The organism is Azospirillum brasilense, assembly GCF_022023855.1.
GTDB classification, from domain to species: Bacteria; Pseudomonadota; Alphaproteobacteria; order Azospirillales; family Azospirillaceae; genus Azospirillum; species Azospirillum brasilense_F.
On record NZ_CP059453.1, the window covers coordinates 597,494 to 622,284 of the forward strand.

Consider the following 24,791-nt stretch of genomic DNA (forward strand, 5'->3'; position numbering starts at 1 on the left):
GATGAAGGCGACGCGACACTCGAGGGTTGCCGGGGCGCCGCGAACCGGCCGGCGGGATCGGGGAGGACAGCCGTGACCACCCTCTTTCACGACGCTCTGCACGAGGATTTCGGCACCTGGCCCATCGCCTACATCCCCTATGGCGGGGCGGAGTTCGGTGAGATCAAGGCGGTCGCCGAGGCCATCGGCGATGGCGACGACGGCGCCTATTACGACGCCTGGACCGCGGCGGGCGACCGGCTGGCGCACGAGGCCGATATCGCCCTGGCGAAGGGCCACAAGGCGACCGCCCGCGCCCTCTATCTGCGGGCGAGCGCCTTCCACAACGCCTCCTTCCATCCACTCTACGGCGCGCCCGTCGATCCGCGCCTGACCGCCGCCTTCCGCAAGGGGACGGCGGCGCTCGACAAGGGGCTCTCGCTCGGACCGCGTCCGGCCATCCCGCTGGCCATTCCCTTCGGCGGGATGGCGATGCCCGGACGCTTCATCCCGGCGGAGGGCTTCGAGACCCGCGTCCGCCCGCTGATCGTCTTCACCAACGGCTACGACGGCACCATCACCGACATGTATTTCGCGTCGGCGGTGGCGGCCTCCCGGCGGGGCTATCACAGCCTGCTGTTCGACGGCCCCGGCCAGGGGGCCATGCTCTACGAGCACGGCGTGCCGCTGCGGCCGGACTGGGAAACGGTGATCGCGGCGGTGGTCGATTTCGCCGAAACCCTGCCGCTCGTCGATGCGGCGCGCATCGCGCTCAGCGGATGGAGCCTCGGCGGGCATCTCGCCCCGCGCGCCGCGTCGGGCGAGCCGCGCATCGCGGCGCTGATCGCCGATCCCGGCACCTGGAGCATCGCCGACGGCTTCCGTGACGTGGTGGTGCACAAGCTCGGCGTCGTGCCGGAGGCGGCGGCCGATCTCGGCGCCCTGGACCAAACCGTCATCGACCGCATGGACGCCTTCATCCGCAGCCACCGCCAACTGAACTGGAAGGTCGTGCAGCGCGGTTTCTGGGTGCATGGCGTCGCGGACCTGCGCTCCTACCTCGTCTCCGCGGAGCTGTTCACCATGCGGGGGCGGGCGCATCTCATCGCATGCCCCACCCTGATCACCCAGGCGGAGGGTGACGCCCTGTCGGCCGGTGCGGGCGCCTTCTTCGACGCGCTCACCGGACCGAAGACGCTGATGCGCTTCACCGCCGCCGAAGGTGCCGACGGGCATTGCGAGATGGGCAACCGCTCCCTCCTGAACCTCCGCGTCCTCGATTGGCTGGATGACCGGTTCAAGGTGGGGGGCTGACGCGCCGCACGGCCTTTCCGTCAGTGGTTGTCGCGCGGGATGCCCATGGTCTGGGCGACGCGCTGGTACTTGACGGCGGGCTTCAGCACCATGCCCTCGTCGAGCTGGTCGACGATGCCGCGCTGGATCTCCTGCCAGGGGGTCTGCGACGGCGGGATCGGGTAGCCCCCCGCGGCCTCCAGAGCGGCGCGGCGGTCGGCCAGTTCGCCGTCCGAGATCAGGATGTCGGCGCTGCCGCGGCGCAGGTCGATGCGCACCCGGTCGCCGCTGCGCAGCAGGGCCAACCCGCCGCCCGCCGCTGCCTCCGGGGACGCGTTGAGGATGGAGGGCGATCCCGAGGTGCCGGACTGGCGGCCGTCGCCGATGCAGGGAAGGGAATGGACGCCCTGTTTGATCAGCGTGGCGGGGGGCCGCATGTTGACCACCTCCGCCGCTCCCGGATAGCCGATGGGGCCGGTGCCGCGGATGACCAGGATGGTGTAGGCGTCGATGCCCAGGCCGGGGTCGTCGATGCGGTGATGGTAGTCCTCCGGCCCGTCGAAGACGACGACCTTGCCTTCGAACGCCTCCGGGTCCTGCGGGTTGGACAGGTAGCGTTCGCGGAACTCGTCGGAGATGACGCTGGTCTTCATGATGGCGGCGCCGAACAGGTTGCCGCGCAGCACCACGAAGCCGGCGTTGGGCATCAGCGGCTCGTCGATGGGATGGATCACCCGCGTGTCGAGGATCGGCTGCTGGCGGCAGTTCTCGCCGATGGTCCGGCCGTTGACGGTGGGCGCTTCCTCGCGGATCAGCCCCTTGCCCATCAGCTGGGCGACGACCGCGGGCACGCCGCCGGCGCGGTGGAAATCCTCGCCTAGATACTCGCCGGCCGGCTGGAGGTTGACCAGAAGCGGCACGTCGTGCCCGTGGGTCTGCCAGTCCTCCACCGTCAGCGGCACGCCGATGTGCTTGGCGATGGCGTTGATGTGGATCGGTGCGTTGGTCGAGCCGCCGATGGCGGAGTTGACGACGATGGCGTTGAGGAAGGCGTCGCGGGTCAGGATGTCGGACGGCTTGAGGTCCTCGCGGACCATCGCGACGATCCGCTTGCCGGTCTCGTAGGCGGCCTGCTGGCGCTCGCGGTAGGGGGCAGGGATGGCGGCGGAGCCGGGGAGCTGCATGCCCAGCACCTCGGCCAGCGAATTCATCGTGGAGGCCGTGCCCATCGTGTTGCAATAGCCGGTCGAGGGGGCCGACGACGCCACCAGCTCGATGAAGCCCTGATAGTCGATCTCGCCCGCCGCCATCATCTGCCGGGCTTTCCACACGATGGTGCCCGAGCCGGTGCGCTCGCCGCGGAACCAGCCGTTCAGCATCGGGCCGACCGACAGGGCGATGGCCGGGATGTTCACGGTGGCCGCCGCCATCAAACAGGCGGGGGTGGTCTTGTCGCAGCCGATCGTCAGCACCACCCCGTCGAGCGGGTAGCCGTGCAGCACCTCGACCAGCCCGAGATAGGCGAGGTTGCGGTCGATCGAGGCGGTCGGCCGCTTGCCGGTCTCCTGGATCGGGTGGACGGGGAACTCGATGGCGATGCCGCCGGCGGTGCGGATGCCCTCGCGCAGGCGTTCGGCCAGCACCAGATGGTGCCGGTTGCAGGGGCTGAGGTCGGAGCCGGTCTGCGCGATGCCGATGATCGGCGCGCCCGACTGCAACTCCTCCCGCGTCAGCCCGAAGTTCAGGTAGCGCTCCAGATAGAGCGCAGTCATGTCGGGGTTGTCGGGGTTGTCGAACCACGCGCGCGACCGCAGCCGCCGGCCGGAGCCGATTTCCGGGTGCTGGGGAGAGGGCTTCGTATCGGACATGTCGGCACCAATTCGGGTTGGGGGCGCGGACCGGGGTCGGCCGGCGCCGGGGTCGTTCGGAGCCTCGTTCGGGGCGTCGTCGGGGGTCGGCCGGGCGGTGCGCCCGGCGCTTTACCAGTGAAAGGCGTCGGTGGTGCGCCAGCGCCCGATCAGACAGGCGTCGGCGACCAGTTGCAGCGGACGGGCGTCGACATCGCCGGCCGTGTCCGCGATCAGATGGTGGAAGCGGCGGTAGATGCCCTGGTACTCGGCGTCGGGCTCGGCCAGCACGGGCACGCCGTCCACGCTCAGCCGCGTGCCGCCGTGGGTCAGGTCGAGCCGCCCACCCTCCGCCCCTATGCCGTCCGTCTCGATGGCAATGGTCCAGGTCTGCTCGCCTTCCTGGAGGAAGTCGAACGCGGCGGTCACCGCCCCGACGGCGGAGCCCGCCGCACCTTCCATCCTCAGGGTCGCGGCGATGGGCGTGTCGCGGTTGGCGGGGACCCGCAGCTCGGCGTCGCGGACGACGACAGGGGCCGGCAGGATTTCGGTCAGGATCGACAGGGCGTTGATGCCGGGATCGAAGACGCCGAAGCCGCCGGCCGCGAAAATCCAGTCCTGGCCGGGATGCCAGCGCCGCACGTCCTCCTTCCAGGTGATAGCGGCGTGGCGGACGGTGGCGCCGGCCAGCCGCCGCCGCGTCTCCTCCACCGCCGCGTTGAAGCGGGAATGCCAAGCGGCGAACAGCGTGCGCCCGGCCCCCTCCGCCGCGTCGAGCAGCAGGCGCAGCTCCGTCAGGGTGGCGGCCGGCGGCTTCTCGATCAGGACATGCTTGCCGGCGCGCAGCGCCTCCACCGTCAGGGCGTGGCGGACCGCGGGCGGCGTGCAGATCGCCACGGCGTCGAGGTCGGGCAGGGCGGCCAGCATCTCCGTCTGGCTGCGGAAGACCGGCACGTCGCCGAGCCCGGTTTCCTCCGGGGCTGCGCCGTGCGGGCTGACCACCGCGGCGAGCCGGAACAGGCCGGTGGCGGCGATGGCCGGGACATGCTGGTCGCGGGCGATCTTGCCGAAGCCGACGATGCCGAGGGTGAGCGGGGCGGGACGGGTCATGACGGTCCTCACGCCTTGTTCTTGTTGTAGACGTCGATGGTGACGGCGGCGAGCAGCACCATGCCCTTGATGACCTGCTGCCAGTCGATGCCGATGCCCAGGATCGACATGCCGTTGTTCATCACGCCCATGATGAAGGCGCCGATCACCGCGCCGGTCACCCGCCCGACCCCGCCCGAGGCCGAGGCGCCGCCGATGAAGCAGGCGGCGATCACGTCCAGCTCGAACGAAACGCCGGCCTTCGGCGTGGCGGTGTTCAGCCTTGCGGCGAAGATCAGCCCGGCCAGCGCCGCCAGCACCCCCATGTTGACGAAGGTGTAGAAGCTGAGCCGCCGGGTGTCGATGCCGGACAGCTTGGCCGCCTTCTCGTTGCCGCCCAGCGCATAGACGCGCCGCCCCACCGTGGTGTTGCGGGTGACGAAGCTGTAGAGCGCGATCAGCACGCTCATGATGATCAGCACGTTGGGCAGGCCGCGGTAGGAGGCCATCAACTGCCCGACATAGATCAGCACGGCGGCCAGCGCGACGTTCTTCGCCACAAACAGCGGCAGCGGCTCCTGCTCGATGGCGACGCTCTGCCGGCGCAGGCGCGCCCTGGTGTTCATCGCCACCATCGCGGCGGCCACGGCCGCGCAGAGCAGCAGGCTGGTCAGGTGGAACTTGCCCAGGTTGAGGGCGTCCAGCGCCAGGAAGTCGGGGATGAAGCCGGAGCTGAGGCGCTGGAACTCCACCGGGAAGGGACCGACCGACTGGCCGGCCAGCAGGATCAGGCATAGGCCGCGGAAGACCAGCATGCCGGCCAGCGTCACGATGAAGGAGGGGATGCGCAGATAGGCGACCCAGAAGCCCTGCACCGCCCCGATCGCCGCCCCGGCCAGCAGGCACAGCAGCGTCGTGGTGACGAAGTCCAGGTGGAGCCGCACCATCAGCGTCGCCGCCAGCGCCCCGATGAGGGCGACGACCGAGCCCACCGACAGGTCGATGTGCCCGGCGACGATCACCAGAAGCATGCCCAGCGCCATGATGACGATGTAGCTGTTCTGCAGCACGAGGTTGGTCAGGTTCAGCGGCTGCAGCAGCGTGCCGTCGGTCATGTATTGGAAGAACAGGACGATCGCGACCAGCGACAGCAGCATGCCGTACTCGCGCATGTGCGCCTTCACGAACCGTCCCATGGACACCCGCGGCCCGCGCGCCGGAAGGTTGAGTTCGGCACTCATGGCAGAGCCTCCCCGCACATCAGCGTCTCGCCGGAGCGCATGATCGCTCCCATGATTTTCTCCTGGCTGGCCTCGGCCGCCGGCATCTCAGCGACCATTTCGCCGGCGTTCATCACGCAGATGCGGTCGGCGACGCCCAGCAGTTCCGGCATTTCGGAGGAGATCAGGAGGACGCCCCGGCCCTCGGCGACCAGCTGGTTGATGATGGTGTAGATCTCGTACTTGGCGCCGACGTCGATGCCGCGGGTCGGTTCGTCGAGGATCAGCACCTGCGGGTCGGCGAACAGCCATTTGCTGAGCACGACCTTCTGCTGGTTGCCGCCCGACAGGTTGACCGTCTCCTGGAACACGTCGGGGCAGCGGATGCGCAGCCGGCGCCGGAACTCCTCCGCCACCTGGACCTCGCGCTCATGGTCGATGACCCAGCGTTTCGCCACCCCCCTGAGGTTCGCCAGCGTGACGTTGTGGCGGATGTCGTTGTCGAGCACGAGGCCGAGATGCTTGCGGTCCTCCGTCGCGTAGGCGAGGCCGTTCGCCATGGCCCGGCTGATGGTGGAGACGTCGATCTCCCGCCCGTCGAGGAAGGCTTGCCCGCGGATGTTGCGGCCGTAGGAGCGGCCGAACAGGCTCATCGCGAATTCGGTGCGGCCGGCGCCCATCAGCCCGGCGATGCCCACCACCTCGCCGCGGCGGACGGTCAGGTTCACGTCGCGGACGACGCGCCGGCCGGGATGGGCCGGGTGGTCGGCGCTCCATCCCTTGACCTCGAACAGCACCTCGCCGGGCACGGTGGTCCGCCGGGGGTAGCGGTCCGACAGGGCGCGCCCGACCATGCCGCGGATGATGCGGTCTTGGCTGACCACCGCCTCGCGGCAGTCCAGCGTCTCCACCGTCGTGCCGTCGCGCAGGATGGTCACCCGGTCGGCGACCTTGGCGATCTCGTTCAGCTTGTGCGAGATGAGGATGGAGGCGATGCCGCGCGCCTTGAACTGCAGCAGCAGGTCCAGCAGGGCGTCGCTGTCGCTCTCGTTCAGGCTGGCGGTCGGCTCGTCCAGGATGAGCAGCTTGACCTCCTTGGACAGCGCCTTGGCGATCTCCACGAGCTGCTGCTTGCCGACGCCGATGTCGGTGATCAGGGTCTCCGGCGGGTCGTGCAGCCCGACCAAGCGCAGCAGCTCCCGCGCCCGCAGGGTGGCCGCGTCCCAGTCGATCACCCCACGGCTCGCCTGCTCGTTGCCGAGGAACAGGTTCTCGGTGATCGACAGCAGGGGTACGAGCGCCAGCTCCTGGTGGATGATGATGATGCCCAGCCGCTCGCTGTCGGCGATGCCGCGGAAGGCCTGAGGCTGGCCGCGGAAGCGGATCTCGCCGTCGAAGCTGCCTTGCGGGTAGACCCCGCTCAGCACCTTCATCAGCGTCGACTTGCCGGCGCCGTTCTCGCCGATCAGCGCGTGGATCTCACCCTCGCGGACCGACAGGTTGACGTCGTCCAGCGCCTTCACGCCGGGAAACGTTTTGGTGATGCCCTTCATTTCCAGGATCGGCATCGCCAGACTGGACCGCTCCAGGATGGAGTTCATGAGAATCCTCCGATCGCCCGGTCGAACCTCAGGCTGATGGCGGGGGGCGCCGGTCGGCGCCCGCCCCGCGCCGCTTCGTCACTTGAACTGCGCTTCGGTGTAGTAGCCGCTGCCGACCAGCGTGCTCTTCCAGTTCGACGCGTCCACGCTGACCGGCTTCAGCAGGTAGGCCGGGACGACCTTCTTGCCGTTGTCGTAGGTCTTGGTGTCGTTGACCGGCGGCGTGCCGCCACCGAGCACCGCGTCGACCATCTCGACCGTGATCCGGGCCAGTTCGCGGGTGTCCTTGAAGACGGTGGCGCGCTGCTCGCCCGCCAGGATCGACTTGATCGAGGGCACCTCGGCGTCCTGGCCGGTCACCACCGGCATCGGCTGCGACGGCGAGCCGTAGCCGACCCCCTTCAGCGAGGAGATGATGCCGATGCTGATCCCGTCGTAGGGCGACAGCACGGCGTCGACGCGGCGGTTGCCGTAGAAGGCGCTCAGCAGATTGTCCATGCGGGCCTGGGCGGTGGCGCCGTCCCAGCGCAGGGTGGACACCTTGTCCATACCCACCTGACCGCTGCCCACCTTCAGCTTGCCGCTGTCGATGTGGGGCTGCAGCACCGACATGGCGCCGTTGTAGAAGAAATAGGCGTTGTTGTCGTCGGGCGAGCCGCCGAACAGCTCGATGGTGAAGGGGCCCTTGCCGTCCTTCAGGCCCAGCGCGTCGACGATGTAGCTGCCCTGGAGCACGCCGACCTGGAAATTGTCGAAGGTCGCGTAATAGTCGACATTCTCCGACCCGCGGATCAGCCGGTCGTAGGCGATGACCTTGACCCCGCGATCCTTGGCCTGCTGAAGCACGTCGGTCAACGTCGTGCCGTCGATGGCGGCGATCACCAGAACCTTGCTGTTCTTGGCGACCATAGTCTCGATCTGGGCGAGCTGGTTGGGGATATCGTCCTCGGCGTATTGCAGGTCGGTCTTGTAGCCCTTGGCCTGGAACTGCTTGACCATGTTGTTGCCGTCGTCGATCCAGCGGGCCGAGGACTTGGTGGGCATCGCGATGCCGACGGTGGGCTTGTCCTGCGCCAGCGTCGGCGCGGCGGCAACGGTGAGGGCCAGCACGCCGACGGCCATTCCGGCCAGTGTGGTCGTGAATGAAGAAGACATGGGCCGATTTCCTCCCCCTTCTGCGGCACCGGGTTGGCCACACCCGCGGCTCTTGAACGGGTGTCGGGTGGCGCAATGTTTGTAAGGCTAGCAATCGGCCGAAAAACCATAACTGTCAAATACGATTATTGGCGGAATCCATACACATTTCGGTATCGCTTGCAGGGCTGGGCTGGGGCGTTTCCTGCGCGCGGCGCATCTTGGCGTCGGACGCCTCCCGCAAGGCGGTCAGGGCGGTGCGGGCGCCCGGCGACAGCGGACGGTCCTTCAGCCAGAAGATGCCGTACGGCTCGACGCTGAAGCGCTTGTGGAAGGGCACGATGGTGCAGCTGCCGGTGGGCGAGAACACCTGGGCGAGCGCGCGGGCGAAGACGGTGACCGAATCGTTTTCGGCGACCATCGCCAGGGAAATGACGGGCGAGGCGCTTTCGATCACCTTGCGCGGCGGCGGAACCCCCTCGGCGCGGAACAGGGCCTCGACCCGGCTGCGCAGCAGGCTGCCCAGGGGCTGGAGAATCCAGGTGGCGTCCACCAGATCGGCCGCGGTCAGCGGACGGCCGAGCCGCAGCAGCGGGTGGCCGTCGCGGCAGACGAAGCACAGCTCCTCGCTGCTGATCTCCTGATACTCGAAGCACGCGGCGTCGACATGGCCGGGCAGGCGCCCAACCGCGAAATCCATGACGCCCTGCTGCACCCGCTCGGCCAGCACGTCGCTGGTCTCCACCGCCACGGCGATCTTCAGGTCGGGGTGATCGTGGGTCAGCGTGGTGATCACCGGCACCACCAGCTCCACCGCCGGGGCCATCACCGTGCCGATGGAAACGCTGCCGCTGTGGCCGGCCAGCAGGTCGTTCAGCTCCTCCCCCGCCTCCTGCAAGCCGCTGAGGATCGTCCGCGCGTGGCGGATCATCAGGCTGCCGTACCAGTTCGGTTCGACGCCGCGGCCATGGCGCTCGAACAAGGTGACGCCCAGAGAGTCTTCCAGATCGCCCAGCAGCTTCGAGGCGGCCGGCTGCGACATGGTGAGGCTGGCGGCGGCGCGGTGCAGGTTGCGGTGCTCGTCCAGGGCCACGAACAGCTGGAGATGGCGCAGCTTCAGCCGGGCCTTGAGGAACCAGTTGGCCGGGAAACGGTGCGGGGTCACGGGCGGGGGCCTCCGGTCTGGCGATAGCGCCAACATACGAAATCTCGTATCGCCGGCGCCGATATTCGTATTGGACGATTATCAGAACGCTCTCTATTGTTCGTATGGTCAACAAAATTCAGAACGGGACAGCGAGGGGGAGGCCACACGGCATGCCGCAGGAGGTTCGTTGTGTCTGGCCCGTCCGGGCGCTCCTGGGCGAAGGCCCGCTGTGGTCGCCGACGCAGGGCGCCGTCTTCTTCGTCGACATCCACGGATCGCGGATTCTGCGCCACGGGCTCGACGACGGCAGCCAAACGCACTGGGCGCTGGAGGACGCAGCCTGCTGGCTGGTGGAATGCGCCGATGGCGACGGCTTCATCGCCGGGCTGCGCTCGCGCCGGGTGGTGCGGTTGCGGCTGGAGCCGGGCCGCGTGGTGATCGCCGGGGAACTGGCGCGGATCGACCCCGACCGACCGGGCAACCGGCTGAACGACGCCAAGGCCGACGCGCAGGGGCGCCTGTGGATCGGCAGCATGGACGACGGGGAGGAAACACAATCCGGCGCCTTCCACCGGCTCGACCCCGACGGGTCGATCACCTGCTTGGATGAGGGCTACACCGTCGCCAACGGCCCGGCCCTGTCGCCGGACGGGCGGACGCTCTACCACACCGACAGCGCGGCGCGGACGATCCACGCCTTCAATCTGGACGGCGCGGGACGGCTGTCCGGCAAGCGCGCCCACATCCGCTTCGCTGAGGCCGACGGCTATCCCGACGGCATGACCTGCGATGCCGAGGGCGGCCTGTGGGTCGCCCATTGGGACGGCGGGCGGGTCAGTCGATTCCGGCCCGACGGCACGCTGGAGCGTACGATCGCGCTGCCGGTGTCGCGGGTCACCTCCTGTGTCTTCGCCGGCTCCGCCCTCGACCGGCTGTTCGTGACCACCGCGGCGCACGGCATCGGCCGCGACGGCCGCCCCGACGAACCGCTGGCCGGCGCGCTGTTCGAGTGCGATCCCGGCGTGCGCGGTCTGCCGCCCGGCCGCTTCGGGCATCCGCCGGGCTGACCGGCTCCTCCGCAAACCGACCCGGCCCGCAATTTACCCGACAGAAGGACCCCAACGGCCATGGCCCCCAGCGCCCGCCCCTACCGGGGAGTGTTCCCCGTCGTTCCCACCATCTTCACCGAGACGGGGGACCTCGATCTCGCCGGGCAGACGCGTTGCGTCGATTTCATGATCGACGCCGGCTCCGACGGCCTGTGCATCCTCGCCAACTTCTCCGAGCAGTTCGTGCTGACCGACGCCGAGCGCGACGTGCTGATGGAGACCATCCTCGGCCATGTCGCCGGCCGGGTGCCGGTCATCGTCACCACCACCCATTTCAGCACCGCCGCCTGCGCCGCGCGCAGCCGCCGCGCCCAGGAGCTGGGGGCCGCCATGGTGATGGTCATGCCGCCCTACCACGGCGCCACCATCCGCGTGCCCGAGGCAGGCATCGTCTCCTTCTTCCAGCGGGTGTCCGACGCCATCGACATCCCGATCATGATCCAGGACGCCCCGGTCAGCGGCACCGCGCTGTCGGCGGAACTGCTGGCCCGCATGGCGCGGGAGATCGCCAACGTCGCCTACTTCAAGGTCGAGGTGCCGCAGGCCGCCGCCAAGCTGCGCCGGCTGATCGAGCTGGGCGGCGACGCCATCGAGGGACCGTGGGACGGCGAGGAGGCGATCACCCTGCTGGCCGATCTCGACGCCGGCGCCACCGGAGCCATGACGGGCGGCGGCTATCCCGACGGCATCCGCCGGATCATCGATCCCTTCCTGGCCGGCGACCGCGAGGCGGCGGTGGCCGCCTACGGGCGCTGGCTGCCGCTGATCAACCACGAGAACCGCCAGTGCGGGCTTGCCACCGCCAAGATCCTGATGAAGGAGGGTGGCATCATCGCCTGCGACGCCGTGCGCCACCCGCTGACCGACCCGCACCCGGCCAGCCGCGCCGGCCTGCTCGACGCCGCCCGTCGCCTCGACCCGCTGGTCCTGCGCTGGGCGCGCTGAGGACGGCGCCACCCCTCGCCCAACCGGGAGACCTTTGATGACCATCACCGGCGAGATGCTGATCGGCGCCGAGAGCCACCGCGGCTCCGACGGCGCGTTCCGCGCCGTCGACCCCGCCACCGGCGCGGAACTGGAGCCGGTCTTCGGCGGCGGCGCGGCGGCGGAGGTCGAGCGCGCCTGCGCGCTGGCCTGGGCCGCCTTCGACGCCTTCCGCGAGACCGGGCTGGAGGCGCGGGCCGCCTTCCTGGAGACCATCGCGGCGAACATCCTCGACCTCGGCGACGAGCTGATCCTCCGCGCCATGGCCGAGAGCGGCCTGCCGCGCCCTCGGCTGGAAGGGGAGCGCGGGCGCACCGTCGGCCAGCTCCGCCTGTTCGCCCAGACGGTGCGCGAGGGCGGCTGGCTGGAGGCCCGCATCGACCCGGCCCAGCCGGAGCGCAAGCCGCTGCCGCGCCCCGATGTGCGGCAGCGCCACATCGCGCTCGGCCCGGTCGCGGTGTTCGGCGCGTCGAATTTCCCGCTGGCCTTCTCGGTGGCCGGGGGCGACACCGCGTCGGCGCTGGCCGCCGGCTGCCCGGTGGTGGTCAAGGGCCACTCCGCCCATCCCGGCACGTCGGAGCTGGTCGGCCGGGCCATCCGGGCGGCGGTGGCTTCCTGCGGACTGCCCGAGGGCGTCTTCTCGCTGCTGTTCGGCGTCGGCAACCCCATCGGAACGGCGCTCGTCACCGACCCGCGCATCAAGGCGGTGGGCTTCACCGGCTCGCGTGGCGGCGGCTTGGCTTTGATGGAAGCGGCGGCCCGCCGGCCCGAGCCGATTCCGGTCTATGCGGAGATGAGCAGCGTCAACCCGGTCTTCCTGATGCCGGCGGCGCTCGCCGCGCGGGCCGAGGCGCTGGGCAAGGGCTTCGTGGCGTCGCTGACCATGGGCGCCGGCCAATTTTGCACCAACCCCGGCATTCTGCTGGGCGTCGACGGGCCGGACCTCGACCGCTTCATCGCCGCCGCGGTGGAGGCGCTGGGTGGCAGCGCCGCCTCGACCATGCTGACCCCGGCCATCCGCGCCGCCTACGATTCGGGAGTGGGGCGTCTGTCCGGCAGCGCCGCCGTGGCGACGCTCGCCCGCGGCTTGGCGTGCAGCGGCCCCAACCAGGCGCAAGCCGCCCTGTTCGGCACGACGGCCGACGCCTTCCTCGCCGACACGGCCTTGCAGGACGAGGTGTTCGGGGCGGCGTCGCTGCTGATCCGTTGCCCGGACGTCGCGGCGATGCGGACCGTCGCCGAGCGGCTGGAGGGCCAGCTCACCGCGACCGTGCAGATGGAGCCGGCGGACGGCGATGCTGTGGCCGCGCTGCTGCCGACCCTGGAGCGCAAGGCGGGCCGCATCCTGGCCAACGGCTGGCCGACCGGCGTCGAGGTCTGCCACGCCATGGTCCATGGCGGCCCCTTTCCGGCGACCTCGGACAGCCGGACCACCTCGGTCGGCACCTTGGCGATCCGGCGCTTCCTGCGCCCGGTCTGCTACCAGGACATTCCCGCCGCCCTGCTGCCGGAGGCGCTGCGCGACGGCAATCCGCTCGGCCTGTGGCGGTGGATCGACGGTGTGCCCGGACAGGTCTGAGGGAAGGACCGGCAACGCTTTGCCCGCATCGGGCGATCATGCCGGTTTCGGTATCGCTTCGGTCGAGAATCGTATTGGACAGATATGGTTTTCGATGCCTAATGTTGGTGCAACGAACAGATGCGAGCGGGCGCCGCCCGGATCGATGACAAGACACCCAGGGGAGTGAAACGGTATGTCCAGGACATGGCTGATCTCCGCCGCTGCCGCCGCGGCCTTGTTGATCGGGCTCGGCGGCGCGCAGGCCGCCGACGGGAAGCTGGTGGTCGGCTTCTCGCAGATCGGCTCGGAATCGGGCTGGCGCGCCGCCGAGACCAAGACCGCCAAGGCGGAGGCCGAGAAGCGCGGGATCGACCTGAAGATCTCCGACGCCCAGCAGAAGCAGGAAAACCAGATCAAGGCCGTGCGTTCCTTCGTCGCCCAGGGCGTGGACGCCATCTTCATCGCCCCCGTGGTGGCGACCGGCTGGGATTCGGTGCTGAAGGAGGCGAAGGAGGCGAAGATCCCGGTCGTCCTGCTCGACCGCCAGATCGAGACCCGGGACCCCGGCCTCTACATGACCGCCGTCACCTCCGACACGGTGCTGGAGGGCCGGGTCGCCGGCGAGTGGCTGGCCAAGCAGACCGGCGGCACCTGCAACGTGGTCGAACTCCAGGGCACCGTCGGCTCCTCCCCCGCCATCAACCGCAAGAAGGGCTTCGACGAGGTCGTCGCCAAGAATCCCGGCATGAAGATCGTCCGCACCCAGTCCGGCGATTTCACCCGCGCCAAGGGCAAGGAGGTGATGGAGAGCTTCATCAAGGCGGAGAACGGTGGCAAGGGCATCTGCGCGGTCTACGCCCACAACGACGACATGGCGGTCGGCGCCATCCAGGCGATCAAGGAGGCCGGGCTGAAGCCGGGCAAGGACATCCTGGTCGTGTCCATCGACGGCGTGCCCGACATCTTCAAGGCGATGGCCGACGGCGAGGCCAACGCGACCGTGGAACTGACGCCGAACATGGCCGGCCCGGCCTTCGACGCGCTGATCGCCTTCAAGAAGGATGGCAAGGCGCCGCCGAAGTGGATCCAGACGGAATCGGCGCTGTTCACCCCCGACACCGCCAAGGCCGAGTACGAACGCCGCAAGGACGCCTACTGACCCGGCCGTCCCACGGCACCGCCGGCGAGGCCCCCCGCATGACGGACCCCACCCCCACCGCGTCCCCGCCGCTTCTGGCGATCCGCGGCCTGTCCAAGGCCTTCCTGGGCGTCCAGGCGCTGGACGGCGTGGATTTCACCGTGCGCCATGGCGAGATCCACGCCCTCCTCGGCGAGAACGGCGCCGGCAAGTCGACGCTGATCAAGACGCTGACCGGTGTCTACCAGCGCGACGCCGGCACCGTGACGCTGGAGGGGCGGGCCATCGCCCCCCGCGGCGTGGAGGAGGCGCAGCGCCTGCACATCGGCACCGTCTATCAAGAGGTGAATCTGCTGCCGAACCTGTCGGTGGCGGAGAACCTGTTCCTCGGCCGGCAACCCATGCGTTTCGGTCTGGTCGACCGCGGCGCCATGCGGCGGCGGGCGCGGGCGGTGCTGATCCCCTACGGCCTGTCCCTCGACGTGACGGCGCCGCTCGGCCGCTTCTCGGTGGCGACGCAGCAGATCGTCGCCATCGCCCGCGCGGTGGACATGTCGGCCAAGGTGCTGATCCTCGACGAGCCGACGGCCAGCCTCGACGCGCAGGAGGTGGCGGTTCTCTTCAAGGTGATGCGGACCCTGCGCTCGCGTGGCATCGGCATCGTCTTCGTCACCCATTTCCTCGATCAGGTCTACGCGCTATGCGACCGCATCACCGTGCTGCGCAACGGCCGCCTGGTGGGGGAGCGGCGCACCGCGGAGCTGCCGCGCCTCGACCTCGTCGCCATGATGCTCGGGCGGGAGCTGGAGGCGGCGGCCCACCGCATCGCCCCGCCGGCGGATGACGGGGAAGAGGACGCCCGGCCGCCGCTGGTCCGCTTCCGCGGCTACGGCAAGGCGCGCAGCGTCGAGCCCTTCGACCTCGCCATCCGCCCCGGCGAGGTGGTGGGGCTCGCCGGGCTGCTCGGCTCCGGCCGGACGGAGACGGCGCGGCTGGTCTTCGGCATGGACCGCGCCGACCGGGGCGAGGTGGCGGTGGACGGCCAAGCGGTGCGGCTGCGCGGGCCGCGCGACGCCATCCGGCTCGGCTTCGGATTCTGCCCGGAGGACCGCAAGAAAGAGGGCATCGTCGGCGCGCTCTCGGTGCGCGAGAACATCATCCTGGCGCTCCAGGCGCGGCAGGGCTGGCTGCGGCCGATCCCGCGCCGCCGCCAGGAGGAGATCGCCGACCGCTTCATCCGGCTTCTCGACATCCGCACGCCGCACGCGGAGCAGCCGATCCAGCTCCTGTCCGGCGGCAACCAGCAGAAGGCGCTGCTCGCCCGCTGGCTGGCGACCGAGCCGCGCCTTCTGATCCTCGACGAGCCGACGCGCGGCATCGACGTGGGCGCCCACGCCGAGATCATCCGCCTGATCGAGCAGCTGTGCGCCGACGGCATGGCCCTGCTGGTCGTCTCGTCGGAGCTTGAGGAGATCGTCGCCTACAGCCGCCGCGTCGTCGTGCTGCGCGACCGCCGCCATGTGGCGGAGCTGAGGGGAGGGGAGGTCGCCGTGGACCGCATCGTCGCCGCCATCGCGTCGGAGCCCGTTCACGGGGAGGCGCGCCCATGACGCGGCCGCTTCCCGGCCCGTCGCGCAACCTGCCGCAATACGGCGCGCTGGCCGCCGTGCTGCTGGCCAACTGGCTGCTCTTCCCCGACTTCTTTTCCATCCGCCTGCAGGACGGCCGGCTGTTCGGCAGCCTGATCGACGTGCTGAACCGCGGCGCCCCGGTGGCGCTGCTCGCCATCGGCATGACCATGGTCATCGCCACCCGCGGCGTCGACCTGTCGGTCGGCGCGGTGATGGCGATCTCCGGCGCGGTCGCCGCCACCCTGACCCAGGCGGGCTGGGGGCTCGCCCCGGTGCTGGCGGCGTCGCTGGCGGCCGGCCTGCTCTGCGGCCTGTGGAACGGGCTTCTGGTGGCGGTCCTGCGCATCCAGCCGATCGTCGCCACCCTGATCCTGATGGTCGCCGGGCGCGGCATTGCCCAGCTCGTCACCGAAGGGCAGATCGTCACCTTCACCAGCCCCGGCCTCGCCTTCATCGGCAGCGGGTCGTTCCTGACCGTGCCGATGCCGGTGGTCATCACCGCCGTCCTGCTGGGGGTGACCGCGCTGCTGGTCCGGATGACCGCGCTGGGGCTGATGATCGAGGCGGTCGGGGTCAACCGGCTGTCCAGCGCCGGGGCGGGCGTCAACACGCCGGTCGTGCTGATCGCCGTCTATGTCTGGTGCGGCCTGTGCGCCGCGGTCGCCGGTCTGGTGGTCGCCGCCGACATCCGCGGCGCCGACGCCAACAACGCCGGCCTGTGGCTGGAGCTGGACGCCATCCTGGCGGTGGTGGTCGGCGGCACCTCCCTGCTCGGCGGCCGGTTCGGGCTGCTGCTGTCGGTGGTGGGCGCGCTGACCATCCAGGCGATGAACACCGGCATCCTGCTGAGCGGCTTCAAGCCGGAGTTCAACCTGATCGTCAAGGCGGGCGTCCTGATGGTCGTCCTGCTGCTGCAATCGCCGACCCTGATGCTGTTCCTGCCGCGCCCGGCCAGCCCCCGGCCCGCCCAGCCGCCGGCCCCGCCACGGGCCAAGCCCGAGAGTCCAAGCCCGAGCGCGGGAGCGTGACGCCATGATTCACCGCTTCCTTCCCCTGCTGGTGACCAGCGCCGTCCTGGTGGTCGGCTTCCTGCTCTGCGCCGCGCAGTTCCCCAACTTCGCCTCGCTGCGGGTCGTCGGCAACCTGCTGACCGACAACGCCTTCCTCGGCATCACGGCGGTCGGCATGACCTTCGTGATCCTGTCGGGCGGCATCGACCTGTCGGTGGGGGCGGTGATCGGCTTCACCACCGTGCTGCTGGCCGTGCTGATCGAACAGGGCGGCTGGCACCCCTTCTCCGCCTTCGCCGTGGCGCTGGCGGTGGCCGGTGGCTTCGGCGCGGCGATGGGCGCCGTCATCCACGTCTTCCAGATGCCGCCCTTCATCGTCACGCTGGCCGGCATGTTCGTCGCCCGCGGCCTCGGCTTCGTGCTGAGCACCGATTCAATTCCGATCAACCACCCGCTCTACGCCGAGCTGGGCGAACTCGCGCTGCGCTTCGATGGTGGGGGCAAGCTGACCCTGCCGGCGCTGTTGATGCTGGGGGTGGTGGCGGCTGCGGTGGTGTGCGCCCATTGGACGCGCTTCGGCGCCAACCTCTACGCGCTTGGCGGCAACCGGCAGTCGGCGGAGCTGATGGGCGTGCCGGTGGGGCGCACCACGGTGGCGGTCTACGCCCTGTCGGGGCTGCTGGCCGGGCTGGCGGGGATCGTCTTCTCGCTTTACACCGGGGCCGGCTATTCGCTGGCGGCGACGGGGGTGGAGCTGGACACCATCACCGCGGTGGTGATCGGCGGCACGCAGTTGACCGGGGGCTACGGCTACGTGATCGGCACCTTCATCGGCGTGCTGATCCAGGGTCTGATCCAGACCTACATCACTTTCGACGGCAGCCTCAGCAGTTGGTGGACGAAGATCGCCATCGGGGTCCTGCTGTTCGTCTTCATCCTGCTGCAGAAGGGCCTGCTGGCGGTCTGGACCGGCCGCGGCGGCGCCCCGGCGGAGGCGTAGTCCCGTTTACTTGGCGGGTGCGGTCGCCAGGGTGACCTTGTTCATGAAGTTCTCCGCCTGCCCCTTGACGACCAGCGGGAAGGCGTCGGCGACGGCGTCGATCAGCGGGTCGAGCCAGCTCTGCTCGGCCTTGGCGAAGTCGTGCAGCACATAGCCACTGACCCGGTCCTTGTCGCCCGGATGCCCGATGCCCAGGCGGATGCGCCAGTATTCCTTGCCGAGATGCGCGTCGATGGAGCGCAGGCCGTTGTGCCCGCCATGCCCTCCGCCCTTCTTCACCCGGATCTTGCCGGGCGGGAGGTCCAGCTCGTCATGGATGACGACGACGTCCTCGGGCTTCAGCTTGAAGAACTGGACGGCCGCGGTGACCGATTGGCCGGACAGGTTCATGAAGGTCAGCGGCTCCAGCGCGATCACCTTCTCGCCGCCGATCGTGCCCTCGGCGGTCTGGCCTTGAAAGCGCTTGCGCCAGGGGCCGAAGCCGTGGCGGCGGGCGATCTCCTCCACCGCCATGAAGCCGATGTTGTGCCGGTTGCGCGCGTATTCGGCGCCAGGGTTGCCCAATCCCACCAGCAGCAGCATGGCGCATTCTCCTCATCTCGAAACAGCGTAGGCCGGAAACGAAACAGGGGGCCGAAGCCCCCTGTCGCAACCCCAAAGGCGGCCTCCGATCAGGAAGCGGCGGCCTCGGTGCCCTCGGCCTCTTCGGACTTCAGGCCCGACGGGGCGACGATCGTGGCGATCGTGAAGTCGCGGTCGGTGATGGTCGAGGCAACACCCTCCGGCAGCTTCACCGAAGAAATGTGGATCGAATCGCCGACGTCGTAGCCCTCGCAGGAGATCGTGATCTGCTCCGGGATGTTGCCGGCGGAGACGGTCACGTCCAGCTCGTGGCGGACGATGTTCAGCACGCCGCCGCGCTTCAGGCCCGGCGACTTCTCCTGGTCGACGAATTCGACCGGAACCTGCACGGTGGTGCGGGTTTCGGCGGAGACGCGCAGGAAGTCGACGTGCAGCGGGACGTCGGTGACCGGATGGAACTGCACGTCGCGCGGCAGGACCCGGTGGGTGGCGCCATCGACGGTGACGTCGAACAGGTGCGTGAAGAAGCCCGCCTGGTTCAGAACGCGGGTGAACGCGAACTTCTCCAGCGAAATCATGATGGGGGCCTGCTTGCCACCGTAGATCACGGCCGGGATACGGCCATCACGACGGGTCTGGCGGGCGGTCCCCTTGCCGGCCCGGTCGCGCGCTTCGGCGCTGAGCGGAACGATCTGCGTCATCGGAAGAACTCCTTGAACGGAAAAAAGCGCCAGCCTCCAGGGGTGCTGACGCGTGGGCGCGGTGATTAAGCCATGCGGGGCGCGGCGTCAAGGAAAGAGTCCGGAAACTCCCGGATGGCCCTTATGAAAAGATGGCGCCCATGAAAAAAGCCCTTCCCCCGCGAAGGGGAAGGGCTTTTCGCGTGTGGTCCGGCGCCGTTACGAGAACAGGCTCGACACCGAACGCTCCTCGCTGATGCGGGTGATCGCGTCGGCCAGCAGCGGGGCGATGGTGAGCTGGCGGATGTTGCGGGACACGCGCACGGCCTCGGTCGCCTGGATGCTGTCGGTGGTGACCAGCTGCTCCAGCGGCGACACGGCGACGCGGGCCACCGCACCGCCGGAAAGGACGCCGTGGGTGCAATAGGCGTGGACCGACTTCGCACCGGCGTCCATCAGGGCGACCGCGGCGTTGCACAGTGTGCCGCCCGAATCCACGATGTCGTCGAGCAGGATGCAGCGGCGGTTCTTGACGTCGCCGATGATGTTCATCACCTCCGACACGCCGGCGCGCTCACGCCGCTTGTCGATAATGGCGAGATCGGCGTCCAGCCGCTTGGCCAGCGAGCGGGCGCGCACCACGCCGCCGACGTCGGGCGACACCATCGTCACCTCGCCGATGTCCTCGAAGGTCGCACGGATGTCCTTCTCGAACACCGGGGCGGCCATCAGGTTGTCGGTCGGGATGTCGAAGAAACCCTGGATCTGGCCCGCATGCAGGTCCATGGTCAGCACGCGGTTGGCGCCGGCCTGGGTGATCAGGTTGGCGACCAGCTTGGCCGAGATCGGCGTGCGCGGGCCGGTCTTGCGATCCTGGCGCGCATAGCCGTAGTAGGGGAGGACCGCCGTGATGCGCCGGGCCGACCCGCGACGCAGGGCGTCGATGGTGACCAGCAGCTCCATCAGGTTGTCATTGGCCGGGAACGACGTCGACTGGACCACGAACACGTCTTCGCCGCGCACGTTCTCCAGGATTTCGACGAACACCTCCATGTCCGAAAAACGGCGGATGCTCGCTTTGGTCAGCGGCACGCCGAGACAGGTGGAGATGGCCTCGGCCAGCGGACGGTTGCTGTTGCCGGCAAGCACCTTCATCGCAGTCGGCTCTCTCTGCAGGGAATAGGTTCCGGTGCGCCCGTCAGTCCCTTGCCGACGCCGCCCCTTGAAAACGCGGCGGACCATAACAAAGGGCCGGACCTATGTAAACGTTCCATGACGGGCGGTTCAAGACGCCGCAGCCAGCCGGCCCTGCGATTCCCGCATGGCGCAAGCGTGGCGGCAGGACGCTTGCGCATCACCGCACAGCGAACTTCGCAAGGTGCGATTTCATGGGCAGGTCGGCCTTCACGAAATGGTCGAAGAACCAGAATTGCAGAAGCTCGTCCGCCTTGGCCTTCACATAGCCGTACTCGAAGGCCGACTCCTCGGCGTCCACCTGCCCGATGATGTCGTCCAGCAGGGTGGCCAGCCGGCGGTGCTGCGCCCGGTGCTCCTCCAGATGCGGGTAGCGCATGGAGGCCTGGACCCGCTCCTCCCGCAGGAAGTGGCGGACCGAGACGCGGCGCAGCTCGTTCAGCAGAGCCAGCGCCGGCTTGCGCTCCGCTTCCTCGCCCGGCAAGGCAACGAAGCGGCGGATCAACTCGTGCTGCATCCGGTGGTCGGCGTCCAGCCCGCCGTTGTCGAGCACCATCCGCGCGCTGCGCCAATCGCCCCGCCCGTCGCCGCCCCGCCCGTCGCCCCGATGCGTGTCGTCCCGGTGCGCGTCCATTGTCATGCCGGCGTCTCCCTCTCCGGAATGCCCTCACCCTTGAGAATCGATCTTACCTGAAATAGGTCGTATCGCAATCAGTCAGAGGTAAGAACAAATTTCGGGTCGGAACTTTTCTATCGTGCTCAGCCCTGAAGGACGATGGCCGACAGGCCGCGCCCATAGTCCTTCTCGCCGCGCAGGCAGGACCGGCGGTAGCTGAAGAAGCGGTCCTCCTCGACCACCGTGTCGTTGGGGCAGCGCTGGATGATCTCCACCCCGGTGTCGCCCAGGCGGCGGGTGATGTAGCCGGCCAGATCGAACAGGAAATGGTCCGGGCGGCGGGCCGGCGCGAAATAATCGCGGTTGCGCGGGTCTTCCGACAGGAAGGGGGCGGGGAATTCCGGACCGACCTCGTAGGAGCGCTGGGCGATGCAGGGGCCGATGGCGGCGACGATGCGGTTGCGCTTGGCGCCCAGCTCCTCCATGCGCGCGATGGTCGCCTCCAGAACGCCGCCCTTGGCGCCCTTCCAGCCGGCGTGGGCGGCGCCGATGACGCGGGACTTCTCGTCGGCGAACAGCACCGGGGCGCAGTCGGCGGTCAGGATGCCCAGCGCGATCCCCGGACGGTCGGTCGCCATGGCGTCGGCGTGGGGCGCCTGATCGGGCGTCCAGGGCTCGGTGACGGCGACGCAGGTCGGGCTGTGCACCTGGTAGCAGGTGACGAGCCGCTCCGGCGGAACGTCCATGCGGGCCGCGGCGCGCGCGCGGTTCTCCGCCACGGCGGCGGGCGCGTCCCCGGACCCGTAGCCGACGTTCAGCGAGGCGTACAGCCCCGTCGACACGCCGCCGGTGCGGGTGAAGAAGGCATGTCGGATGTGGGTGATGTCGTTCAGCGCGCCAAGCGTAATCACGAACCCGTCCCTTTGCTGTCGCGATCTCTTGTTAGGATGCCAAATCCGGGCTTTCAAAGCCCGCCGGAGGCCCGAGGCCGGGGGAGGCGAGGGCCAGAACCTTGAAGAGGGTGCCCATTTGGTCGGGCGCGATCAAGCGGGCCAATGCGGAGTCGATGTCCGCGGCCTGCTTGGCCGTGGCGCTGCGCTTCAGCGCGGCGGCGCGCGGCTGGATGCCCAGCCGGGCCAGCCAGTCGCCCTGATCCACCGGCCCGAAGCCCTCCGCCCCGCCGTCGCGCGCGGCGGCGGCGATGGCGGCGAAGTCCACATGGGCGGTCAGGTCGGCCTCGCCCGGCGCGTCCAGCACCGGGGCGTAGGCGTGGCGGCGCAGCGCCTGGAGCGTGTCGCCGACCGCCGGTCCGCCGCGGTAGCCGTAGTCGATGACCAGCGCCGCGCCGGGATGGGTCGCCAGACGCTCCCCGATCAGCCGGGCCACCGCCTGAGACGCCGGGGAAACCTCGACCACGCTGCCCTCCGGCGCGTCGCGCAGGGCAGGCGGGATCAGCCGGGCGCCGGCGCTGCCGAAGGCCTCCAGGACGAAGCGGAAGCGGGGCGTGTCGGCGGATGCGGCGGGGTCGAGGTCGATCAGCCGCTCGAACCAGCCATGGTTGGTCTTCTGGACCTGACGGATGGGCAGCGCGTCGAAGAACTCGTTGGCGAGGATCAGGGTCGGGCCTTCGGGCACGTCCTCCAGCCGGTCGTGCCAAGCGACCGGAAGGCCGGCCAGGGTTTCCTTCTGGCGGCCGCGCAGCGTCGGGCTGGTCTCGACGAGATGGACCTGGGCGGCCTCGCGGAAGGCGGGGACGAGCGCGGCGGCGCGCAGGGCGTCCTGCATCAGCGTGCCGCGGCCCGGCCCCAGCTCCACCAGATGGACGGGGGCGGGGCCGCCCAGCCGCGCCCAGGTGTCGACGCACCACAGCCCGGCCAGCTCGCCGAACATCTGGCTGATTTCCGGGGCGGTGGTGAAGTCGCCCGACACGCCGAAGGGGTCCTGGCGCATGTAATAGCCGAAGCGCGGATGCCCCAGCGCCTCCGCCATGAAGGCGGCAACCGACAGCGGCCCGTCCATCAGGATGCGGCGGGCGAGGTGGTGGGCGAGGCTGTCCGGGGCGGCATCACTCATGGCGGGACCTTCCGAACTCAGGCGGCGGCGGGGCGGCGGCGGGCCTGGGCGACCAGCCACACACCGAACAGAACCATCGGCACCGACAGAAGTTGTCCCATCGTCGCCCCGGCGTAGAGGAAGCCCAGCTGCGCATCCGGCTCGCGGAAGAACTCCGCGATGATTCGCGACAGGCCGTAGCCGATGAAGAAGATGCCCGCCGTCATGCCGGCCCGACCGCGCACGGCCGGCATCCGCACCAGGATGGCCAGGAGGACGAACAGAACCGCCCCTTCCAGGAAGGCTTCATAGAGCTGGCTGGGGTGCCGCGGCACCTGCAGCGGGTCGCGCGGGAACACCACGGCCCAGGACACGTCGGGCGCCGGGCGGCCGTACAGCTCGCCGTTGATGAAGTTGGCGATGCGGCCGAAGAACAGCCCGATGGGGGCCGCTGCGGCGATCAGGTCGCCGAAGGCCAGTGGCGACAGGCCCCGCTTCCAGCAGAACAGCAGGATCGCGCCCAACACGCCGATCAGCCCGCCGTGGAAGGACATGCCGCCGTGCCAGACCATCAGCGCGTCGAGTGGATTCTGGAGGTAGAAGGGCAGGTTGTAGAACAGCACGTAGCCGATCCGCCCGCCCAGGATGACGCCGACCACGGCCCAGGTCAGGAAGTCGTCGTAATCCTCCGCCGAGGGGCGGCCCGGCGTGCTGCGGGCCAGCGCCAGGCAGTAGCGCCAGCCGAGCACGAAGCCCGCCAGATAGGCCAGCGCGTACCAGCGGATGACGATCGGCCCGAGTTCGAACGCCACGGGGTCGATGGCGGGAAAGGCGATGGCGAGCATGCGCGGCGGGTGCCTTATGTTGTTTGGGCTGGTGTATCGGCGCCCCCCTCTCGGCGGGGGAGGCGGGACCGTCAGCGGTAGGGGTCGGGCTGCGACAGGAAATCCTGGACGTAGCGGCGCACGCCCTCTTCCAGCTCGGTGAAGGGCTGGTCGAATCCGGCGGCGCGCAGGCGTTCGGTGCGCGCCTCGGTGAAATACTGGTATTTGCCCTGAAGCTCAGCCGGCATGTCGAAATACTCGACGCGCGGCTCCAGCCCCAGAGCGGCGAAGGTGGCGAGCGCCAGATCCTTGAAGCTGCGGGCCTTGCCGGTGCCGACGTTGAACAACCCGCTGACCTGCGGGTTGTCGTACAGCCAGAGCATCACCGCCACGCAGTCGTCCACGAAGATGAAGTCGCGGAGCTGCCCGCCGTCCTCGAACTCCGGACGGTGCGACTTGAACAGCCGCGCCGGCTCCCCGGCCTTGAGCTTGGGGTGCAGCTTGGCGACGACGCTCATCATGTCGTCCTTGTGCCGCTCGTTCGGGCCGTAGACGTTGAAGAACTTCAGGCCCGCCCACTGCGGCGGCACGATGTCGCCCTCCGTCACCACGCGGGCGACGCGGCGGTCGATCAGATGCTTGGACCAGCCATAGGCGTTGAGCGGGCGCAGGGCCGCCAGCGCCTCCGGCGACCCGTCGTCGTCGAAGCCGGCGGAGCCGTCGCCGTAGGTCGCGGCGGAGGAGGCGTAGATCAGCCGCGCCCCCCGCCAGGAGGACCAGCGCCAGAGGTCCAGCGTCAGCGCCACGTTGTTGGCGACGATCTTGTCCACGTCGCGCTCCGTCGTCGCCGAGATGGCGCCGAGGTGGAAGATCACGTCGATCTCGGCGGCGTGCTGGTCGAGGAAGGCGAGCGCGTTCTCCGGAGCGACGAGGGTGGCGAGTTCCCGCTTGGCGAGATTCTGCCACTTCTCCCCGTCGCCGAAGCGGTCGATCACCGCGACGTTGGTGATTCCGCGCGCGGCCAGGGCCGCCACGAGGTTCGAGCCGATGAAACCGGCCCCACCGGTGACCACGATCATGCGCTTTTCCTTGCCGCCGGA

The 24,791-nt window shown here is 69.5% G+C and carries 22 protein-coding genes; 8 read left to right on the plus strand and 14 right to left on the minus strand.

Annotated features, from left to right (window positions below; genetic code table 11):
* Positions 1 to 72 precede the first annotated feature (72 nt).
* Positions 73 to 1,293 (plus strand): alpha/beta hydrolase family protein, encoded by a 1,221-nt coding sequence (locus H1Q64_RS32490; protein ID WP_237907928.1) that lies wholly within the window; start codon positions 73 to 75, stop codon positions 1,291 to 1,293.
* 20 nt (positions 1,294 to 1,313) lie between these two features.
* On the opposite strand, the gene H1Q64_RS32495 is transcribed toward H1Q64_RS32490, so the two are convergent.
* From H1Q64_RS32495 to H1Q64_RS32520, 6 genes are all read right to left on the minus strand, one after another.
* Positions 1,314 to 3,140, minus strand: a complete 1,827-nt coding sequence (locus H1Q64_RS32495) for an IlvD/Edd family dehydratase (protein WP_237907929.1) — start codon at positions 3,138 to 3,140, stop codon at positions 1,314 to 1,316.
* 111 nt (positions 3,141 to 3,251) lie between these two features.
* On the minus strand, positions 3,252 to 4,229 hold the full coding sequence (locus H1Q64_RS32500; protein ID WP_237907930.1) for a Gfo/Idh/MocA family protein: 978 nt from the start codon (positions 4,227 to 4,229) through the stop codon (positions 3,252 to 3,254).
* Positions 4,230 to 4,237: 8 nt separating this feature from the next.
* Positions 4,238 to 5,449 carry a multiple monosaccharide ABC transporter permease gene (gene mmsB / locus H1Q64_RS32505; RefSeq protein ID WP_114858746.1) on the minus strand — a complete coding sequence of 404 codons (1,212 nt, stop codon included), beginning with the start codon at positions 5,447 to 5,449 and terminating at the stop codon, positions 4,238 to 4,240.
* Positions 5,446 to 7,029 (minus strand): multiple monosaccharide ABC transporter ATP-binding protein, encoded by a 1,584-nt coding sequence (gene mmsA, locus H1Q64_RS32510; protein WP_330874654.1) that lies wholly within the window; start codon positions 7,027 to 7,029, stop codon positions 5,446 to 5,448. Before mmsA ends, mmsB begins: the two co-directional genes overlap by 4 nt.
* A 78-nt stretch (positions 7,030 to 7,107) precedes the next feature.
* Positions 7,108 to 8,184: a multiple monosaccharide ABC transporter substrate-binding protein gene (gene chvE / locus H1Q64_RS32515; RefSeq protein WP_330874657.1), complete on the minus strand. Its 1,077-nt coding sequence runs from the start codon at positions 8,182 to 8,184 to the stop codon at positions 7,108 to 7,110.
* A 115-nt stretch (positions 8,185 to 8,299) separates the two neighbouring features.
* Positions 8,300 to 9,328: a LysR family transcriptional regulator gene (locus tag H1Q64_RS32520; protein ID WP_237907931.1), complete on the minus strand. Its 1,029-nt coding sequence runs from the start codon at positions 9,326 to 9,328 to the stop codon at positions 8,300 to 8,302.
* A gap of 152 nt (positions 9,329 to 9,480) precedes the next feature.
* On the opposite strand from H1Q64_RS32520, the gene H1Q64_RS32525 reads away from it, so the two are divergent.
* The 7 genes from H1Q64_RS32525 to yjfF all read left to right on the plus strand — a co-directional run bounded on the left by H1Q64_RS32525 (position 9,481) and on the right by yjfF (position 17,743).
* On the plus strand, positions 9,481 to 10,377 hold the full coding sequence (locus H1Q64_RS32525; RefSeq protein ID WP_237907932.1) for an SMP-30/gluconolactonase/LRE family protein: 897 nt from the start codon (positions 9,481 to 9,483) through the stop codon (positions 10,375 to 10,377).
* A gap of 60 nt (positions 10,378 to 10,437) precedes the next feature.
* On the plus strand, positions 10,438 to 11,364 hold the full coding sequence (locus H1Q64_RS32530) for a dihydrodipicolinate synthase family protein (protein WP_237907933.1): 927 nt from the start codon (positions 10,438 to 10,440) through the stop codon (positions 11,362 to 11,364).
* A 37-nt stretch (positions 11,365 to 11,401) separates the two neighbouring features.
* A complete protein-coding gene (locus tag H1Q64_RS32535) occupies positions 11,402 to 12,982 on the plus strand; it encodes an aldehyde dehydrogenase (NADP(+)) (RefSeq protein WP_237907934.1) in 1,581 nt (526 codons plus the stop codon).
* A 175-nt stretch (positions 12,983 to 13,157) separates the two neighbouring features.
* Positions 13,158 to 14,123 carry a galactofuranose ABC transporter, galactofuranose-binding protein YtfQ gene (ytfQ, locus tag H1Q64_RS32540; RefSeq protein ID WP_237907935.1) on the plus strand — a complete coding sequence of 322 codons (966 nt, stop codon included), beginning with the start codon at positions 13,158 to 13,160 and terminating at the stop codon, positions 14,121 to 14,123.
* Positions 14,124 to 14,161: 38 nt separating this feature from the next.
* Positions 14,162 to 15,712 (plus strand): galactofuranose ABC transporter, ATP-binding protein YtfR, encoded by a 1,551-nt coding sequence (gene ytfR, locus H1Q64_RS32545; protein WP_237907936.1) that lies wholly within the window; start codon positions 14,162 to 14,164, stop codon positions 15,710 to 15,712.
* Entirely contained in the window at positions 15,709 to 16,761 is a 1,053-nt protein-coding gene (locus tag H1Q64_RS32550) for an ABC transporter permease (protein ID WP_237907937.1), read from the plus strand. The genes ytfR and H1Q64_RS32550 overlap by 4 nt, the downstream gene beginning before the upstream one ends.
* A gap of 4 nt (positions 16,762 to 16,765) precedes the next feature.
* Positions 16,766 to 17,743 (plus strand): galactofuranose ABC transporter, permease protein YjfF, encoded by a 978-nt coding sequence (yjfF, locus tag H1Q64_RS32555; RefSeq protein WP_237907938.1) that lies wholly within the window; start codon positions 16,766 to 16,768, stop codon positions 17,741 to 17,743.
* A gap of 6 nt (positions 17,744 to 17,749) precedes the next feature.
* On the opposite strand, the gene pth is transcribed toward yjfF, so the two are convergent.
* The 8 genes from pth to rfaD form a co-directional block, all read right to left on the minus strand.
* Positions 17,750 to 18,325 (minus strand): aminoacyl-tRNA hydrolase, encoded by a 576-nt coding sequence (gene pth, locus H1Q64_RS32560; RefSeq protein ID WP_094304061.1) that lies wholly within the window; start codon positions 18,323 to 18,325, stop codon positions 17,750 to 17,752.
* Between the two features lie 89 nt (positions 18,326 to 18,414).
* Complete coding sequence (locus H1Q64_RS32565) at positions 18,415 to 19,026, minus strand: 50S ribosomal protein L25/general stress protein Ctc (RefSeq protein ID WP_145677922.1); 612 nt, start codon at positions 19,024 to 19,026, stop codon at positions 18,415 to 18,417.
* A gap of 198 nt (positions 19,027 to 19,224) precedes the next feature.
* Positions 19,225 to 20,160 (minus strand): ribose-phosphate pyrophosphokinase, encoded by a 936-nt coding sequence (locus tag H1Q64_RS32570; RefSeq protein WP_014199935.1) that lies wholly within the window; start codon positions 20,158 to 20,160, stop codon positions 19,225 to 19,227.
* Positions 20,161 to 20,359: 199 nt separating this feature from the next.
* On the minus strand, positions 20,360 to 20,839 hold the full coding sequence (locus H1Q64_RS32575; protein ID WP_237907939.1) for a bacteriohemerythrin: 480 nt from the start codon (positions 20,837 to 20,839) through the stop codon (positions 20,360 to 20,362).
* Positions 20,840 to 20,958: 119 nt separating this feature from the next.
* Positions 20,959 to 21,726 (minus strand): peptidoglycan editing factor PgeF, encoded by a 768-nt coding sequence (gene pgeF / locus H1Q64_RS32580; RefSeq protein WP_237907940.1) that lies wholly within the window; start codon positions 21,724 to 21,726, stop codon positions 20,959 to 20,961.
* A gap of 31 nt (positions 21,727 to 21,757) precedes the next feature.
* Entirely contained in the window at positions 21,758 to 22,888 is a 1,131-nt protein-coding gene (locus H1Q64_RS32585; RefSeq protein WP_237907941.1) for a class I SAM-dependent methyltransferase, read from the minus strand.
* Between the two features lie 17 nt (positions 22,889 to 22,905).
* A complete protein-coding gene (gene lgt / locus H1Q64_RS32590; protein WP_237907942.1) occupies positions 22,906 to 23,712 on the minus strand; it encodes a prolipoprotein diacylglyceryl transferase in 807 nt (268 codons plus the stop codon).
* Between the two features lie 71 nt (positions 23,713 to 23,783).
* Entirely contained in the window at positions 23,784 to 24,770 is a 987-nt protein-coding gene (rfaD, locus tag H1Q64_RS32595) for an ADP-glyceromanno-heptose 6-epimerase (protein WP_137107217.1), read from the minus strand.
* Between the last annotated feature and the right edge of the window lie 21 nt (positions 24,771 to 24,791).

Bases quoted from the DNA above. Each gene is read 5' to 3' on its own strand.
- mmsA (WP_330874654.1), bottom strand. From the start codon at position 7,029: ATGAACTCCATCCTGGAGCGGTCCAGTCTGGCGATGCCGATCCTGGAA.
- H1Q64_RS32570 (WP_014199935.1), bottom strand. From the start codon at position 20,160: ATGAAGGTGCTTGCCGGCAACAGCAACCGTCCGCTGGCCGAGGCCATC.
- H1Q64_RS32575 (WP_237907939.1), bottom strand. From the start codon at position 20,839: ATGACAATGGACGCGCACCGGGACGACACGCATCGGGGCGACGGGCGG.
- yjfF (WP_237907938.1), top strand. From the start codon at position 16,766: ATGATTCACCGCTTCCTTCCCCTGCTGGTGACCAGCGCCGTCCTGGTG.
- H1Q64_RS32495 (WP_237907929.1), bottom strand. From the start codon at position 3,140: ATGTCCGATACGAAGCCCTCTCCCCAGCACCCGGAAATCGGCTCCGGC.
- ytfR (WP_237907936.1), top strand. From the start codon at position 14,162: ATGACGGACCCCACCCCCACCGCGTCCCCGCCGCTTCTGGCGATCCGC.
- chvE (WP_330874657.1), bottom strand. From the start codon at position 8,184: ATGTCTTCTTCATTCACGACCACACTGGCCGGAATGGCCGTCGGCGTG.
- H1Q64_RS32585 (WP_237907941.1), bottom strand. From the start codon at position 22,888: ATGAGTGATGCCGCCCCGGACAGCCTCGCCCACCACCTCGCCCGCCGC.
- pth (WP_094304061.1), bottom strand. From the start codon at position 18,325: ATGCTGCTGCTGGTGGGATTGGGCAACCCTGGCGCCGAATACGCGCGC.
- ytfQ (WP_237907935.1), top strand. From the start codon at position 13,158: ATGTCCAGGACATGGCTGATCTCCGCCGCTGCCGCCGCGGCCTTGTTG.
- mmsB (WP_114858746.1), bottom strand. From the start codon at position 5,449: ATGAGTGCCGAACTCAACCTTCCGGCGCGCGGGCCGCGGGTGTCCATG.
- rfaD (WP_137107217.1), bottom strand. From the start codon at position 24,770: ATGATCGTGGTCACCGGTGGGGCCGGTTTCATCGGCTCGAACCTCGTG.
- H1Q64_RS32525 (WP_237907932.1), top strand. From the start codon at position 9,481: ATGCCGCAGGAGGTTCGTTGTGTCTGGCCCGTCCGGGCGCTCCTGGGC.
- lgt (WP_237907942.1), bottom strand. From the start codon at position 23,712: ATGCTCGCCATCGCCTTTCCCGCCATCGACCCCGTGGCGTTCGAACTC.
- H1Q64_RS32500 (WP_237907930.1), bottom strand. From the start codon at position 4,229: ATGACCCGTCCCGCCCCGCTCACCCTCGGCATCGTCGGCTTCGGCAAG.
- H1Q64_RS32550 (WP_237907937.1), top strand. From the start codon at position 15,709: ATGACGCGGCCGCTTCCCGGCCCGTCGCGCAACCTGCCGCAATACGGC.
- H1Q64_RS32530 (WP_237907933.1), top strand. From the start codon at position 10,438: ATGGCCCCCAGCGCCCGCCCCTACCGGGGAGTGTTCCCCGTCGTTCCC.
- H1Q64_RS32535 (WP_237907934.1), top strand. From the start codon at position 11,402: ATGACCATCACCGGCGAGATGCTGATCGGCGCCGAGAGCCACCGCGGC.
- H1Q64_RS32565 (WP_145677922.1), bottom strand. From the start codon at position 19,026: ATGACGCAGATCGTTCCGCTCAGCGCCGAAGCGCGCGACCGGGCCGGC.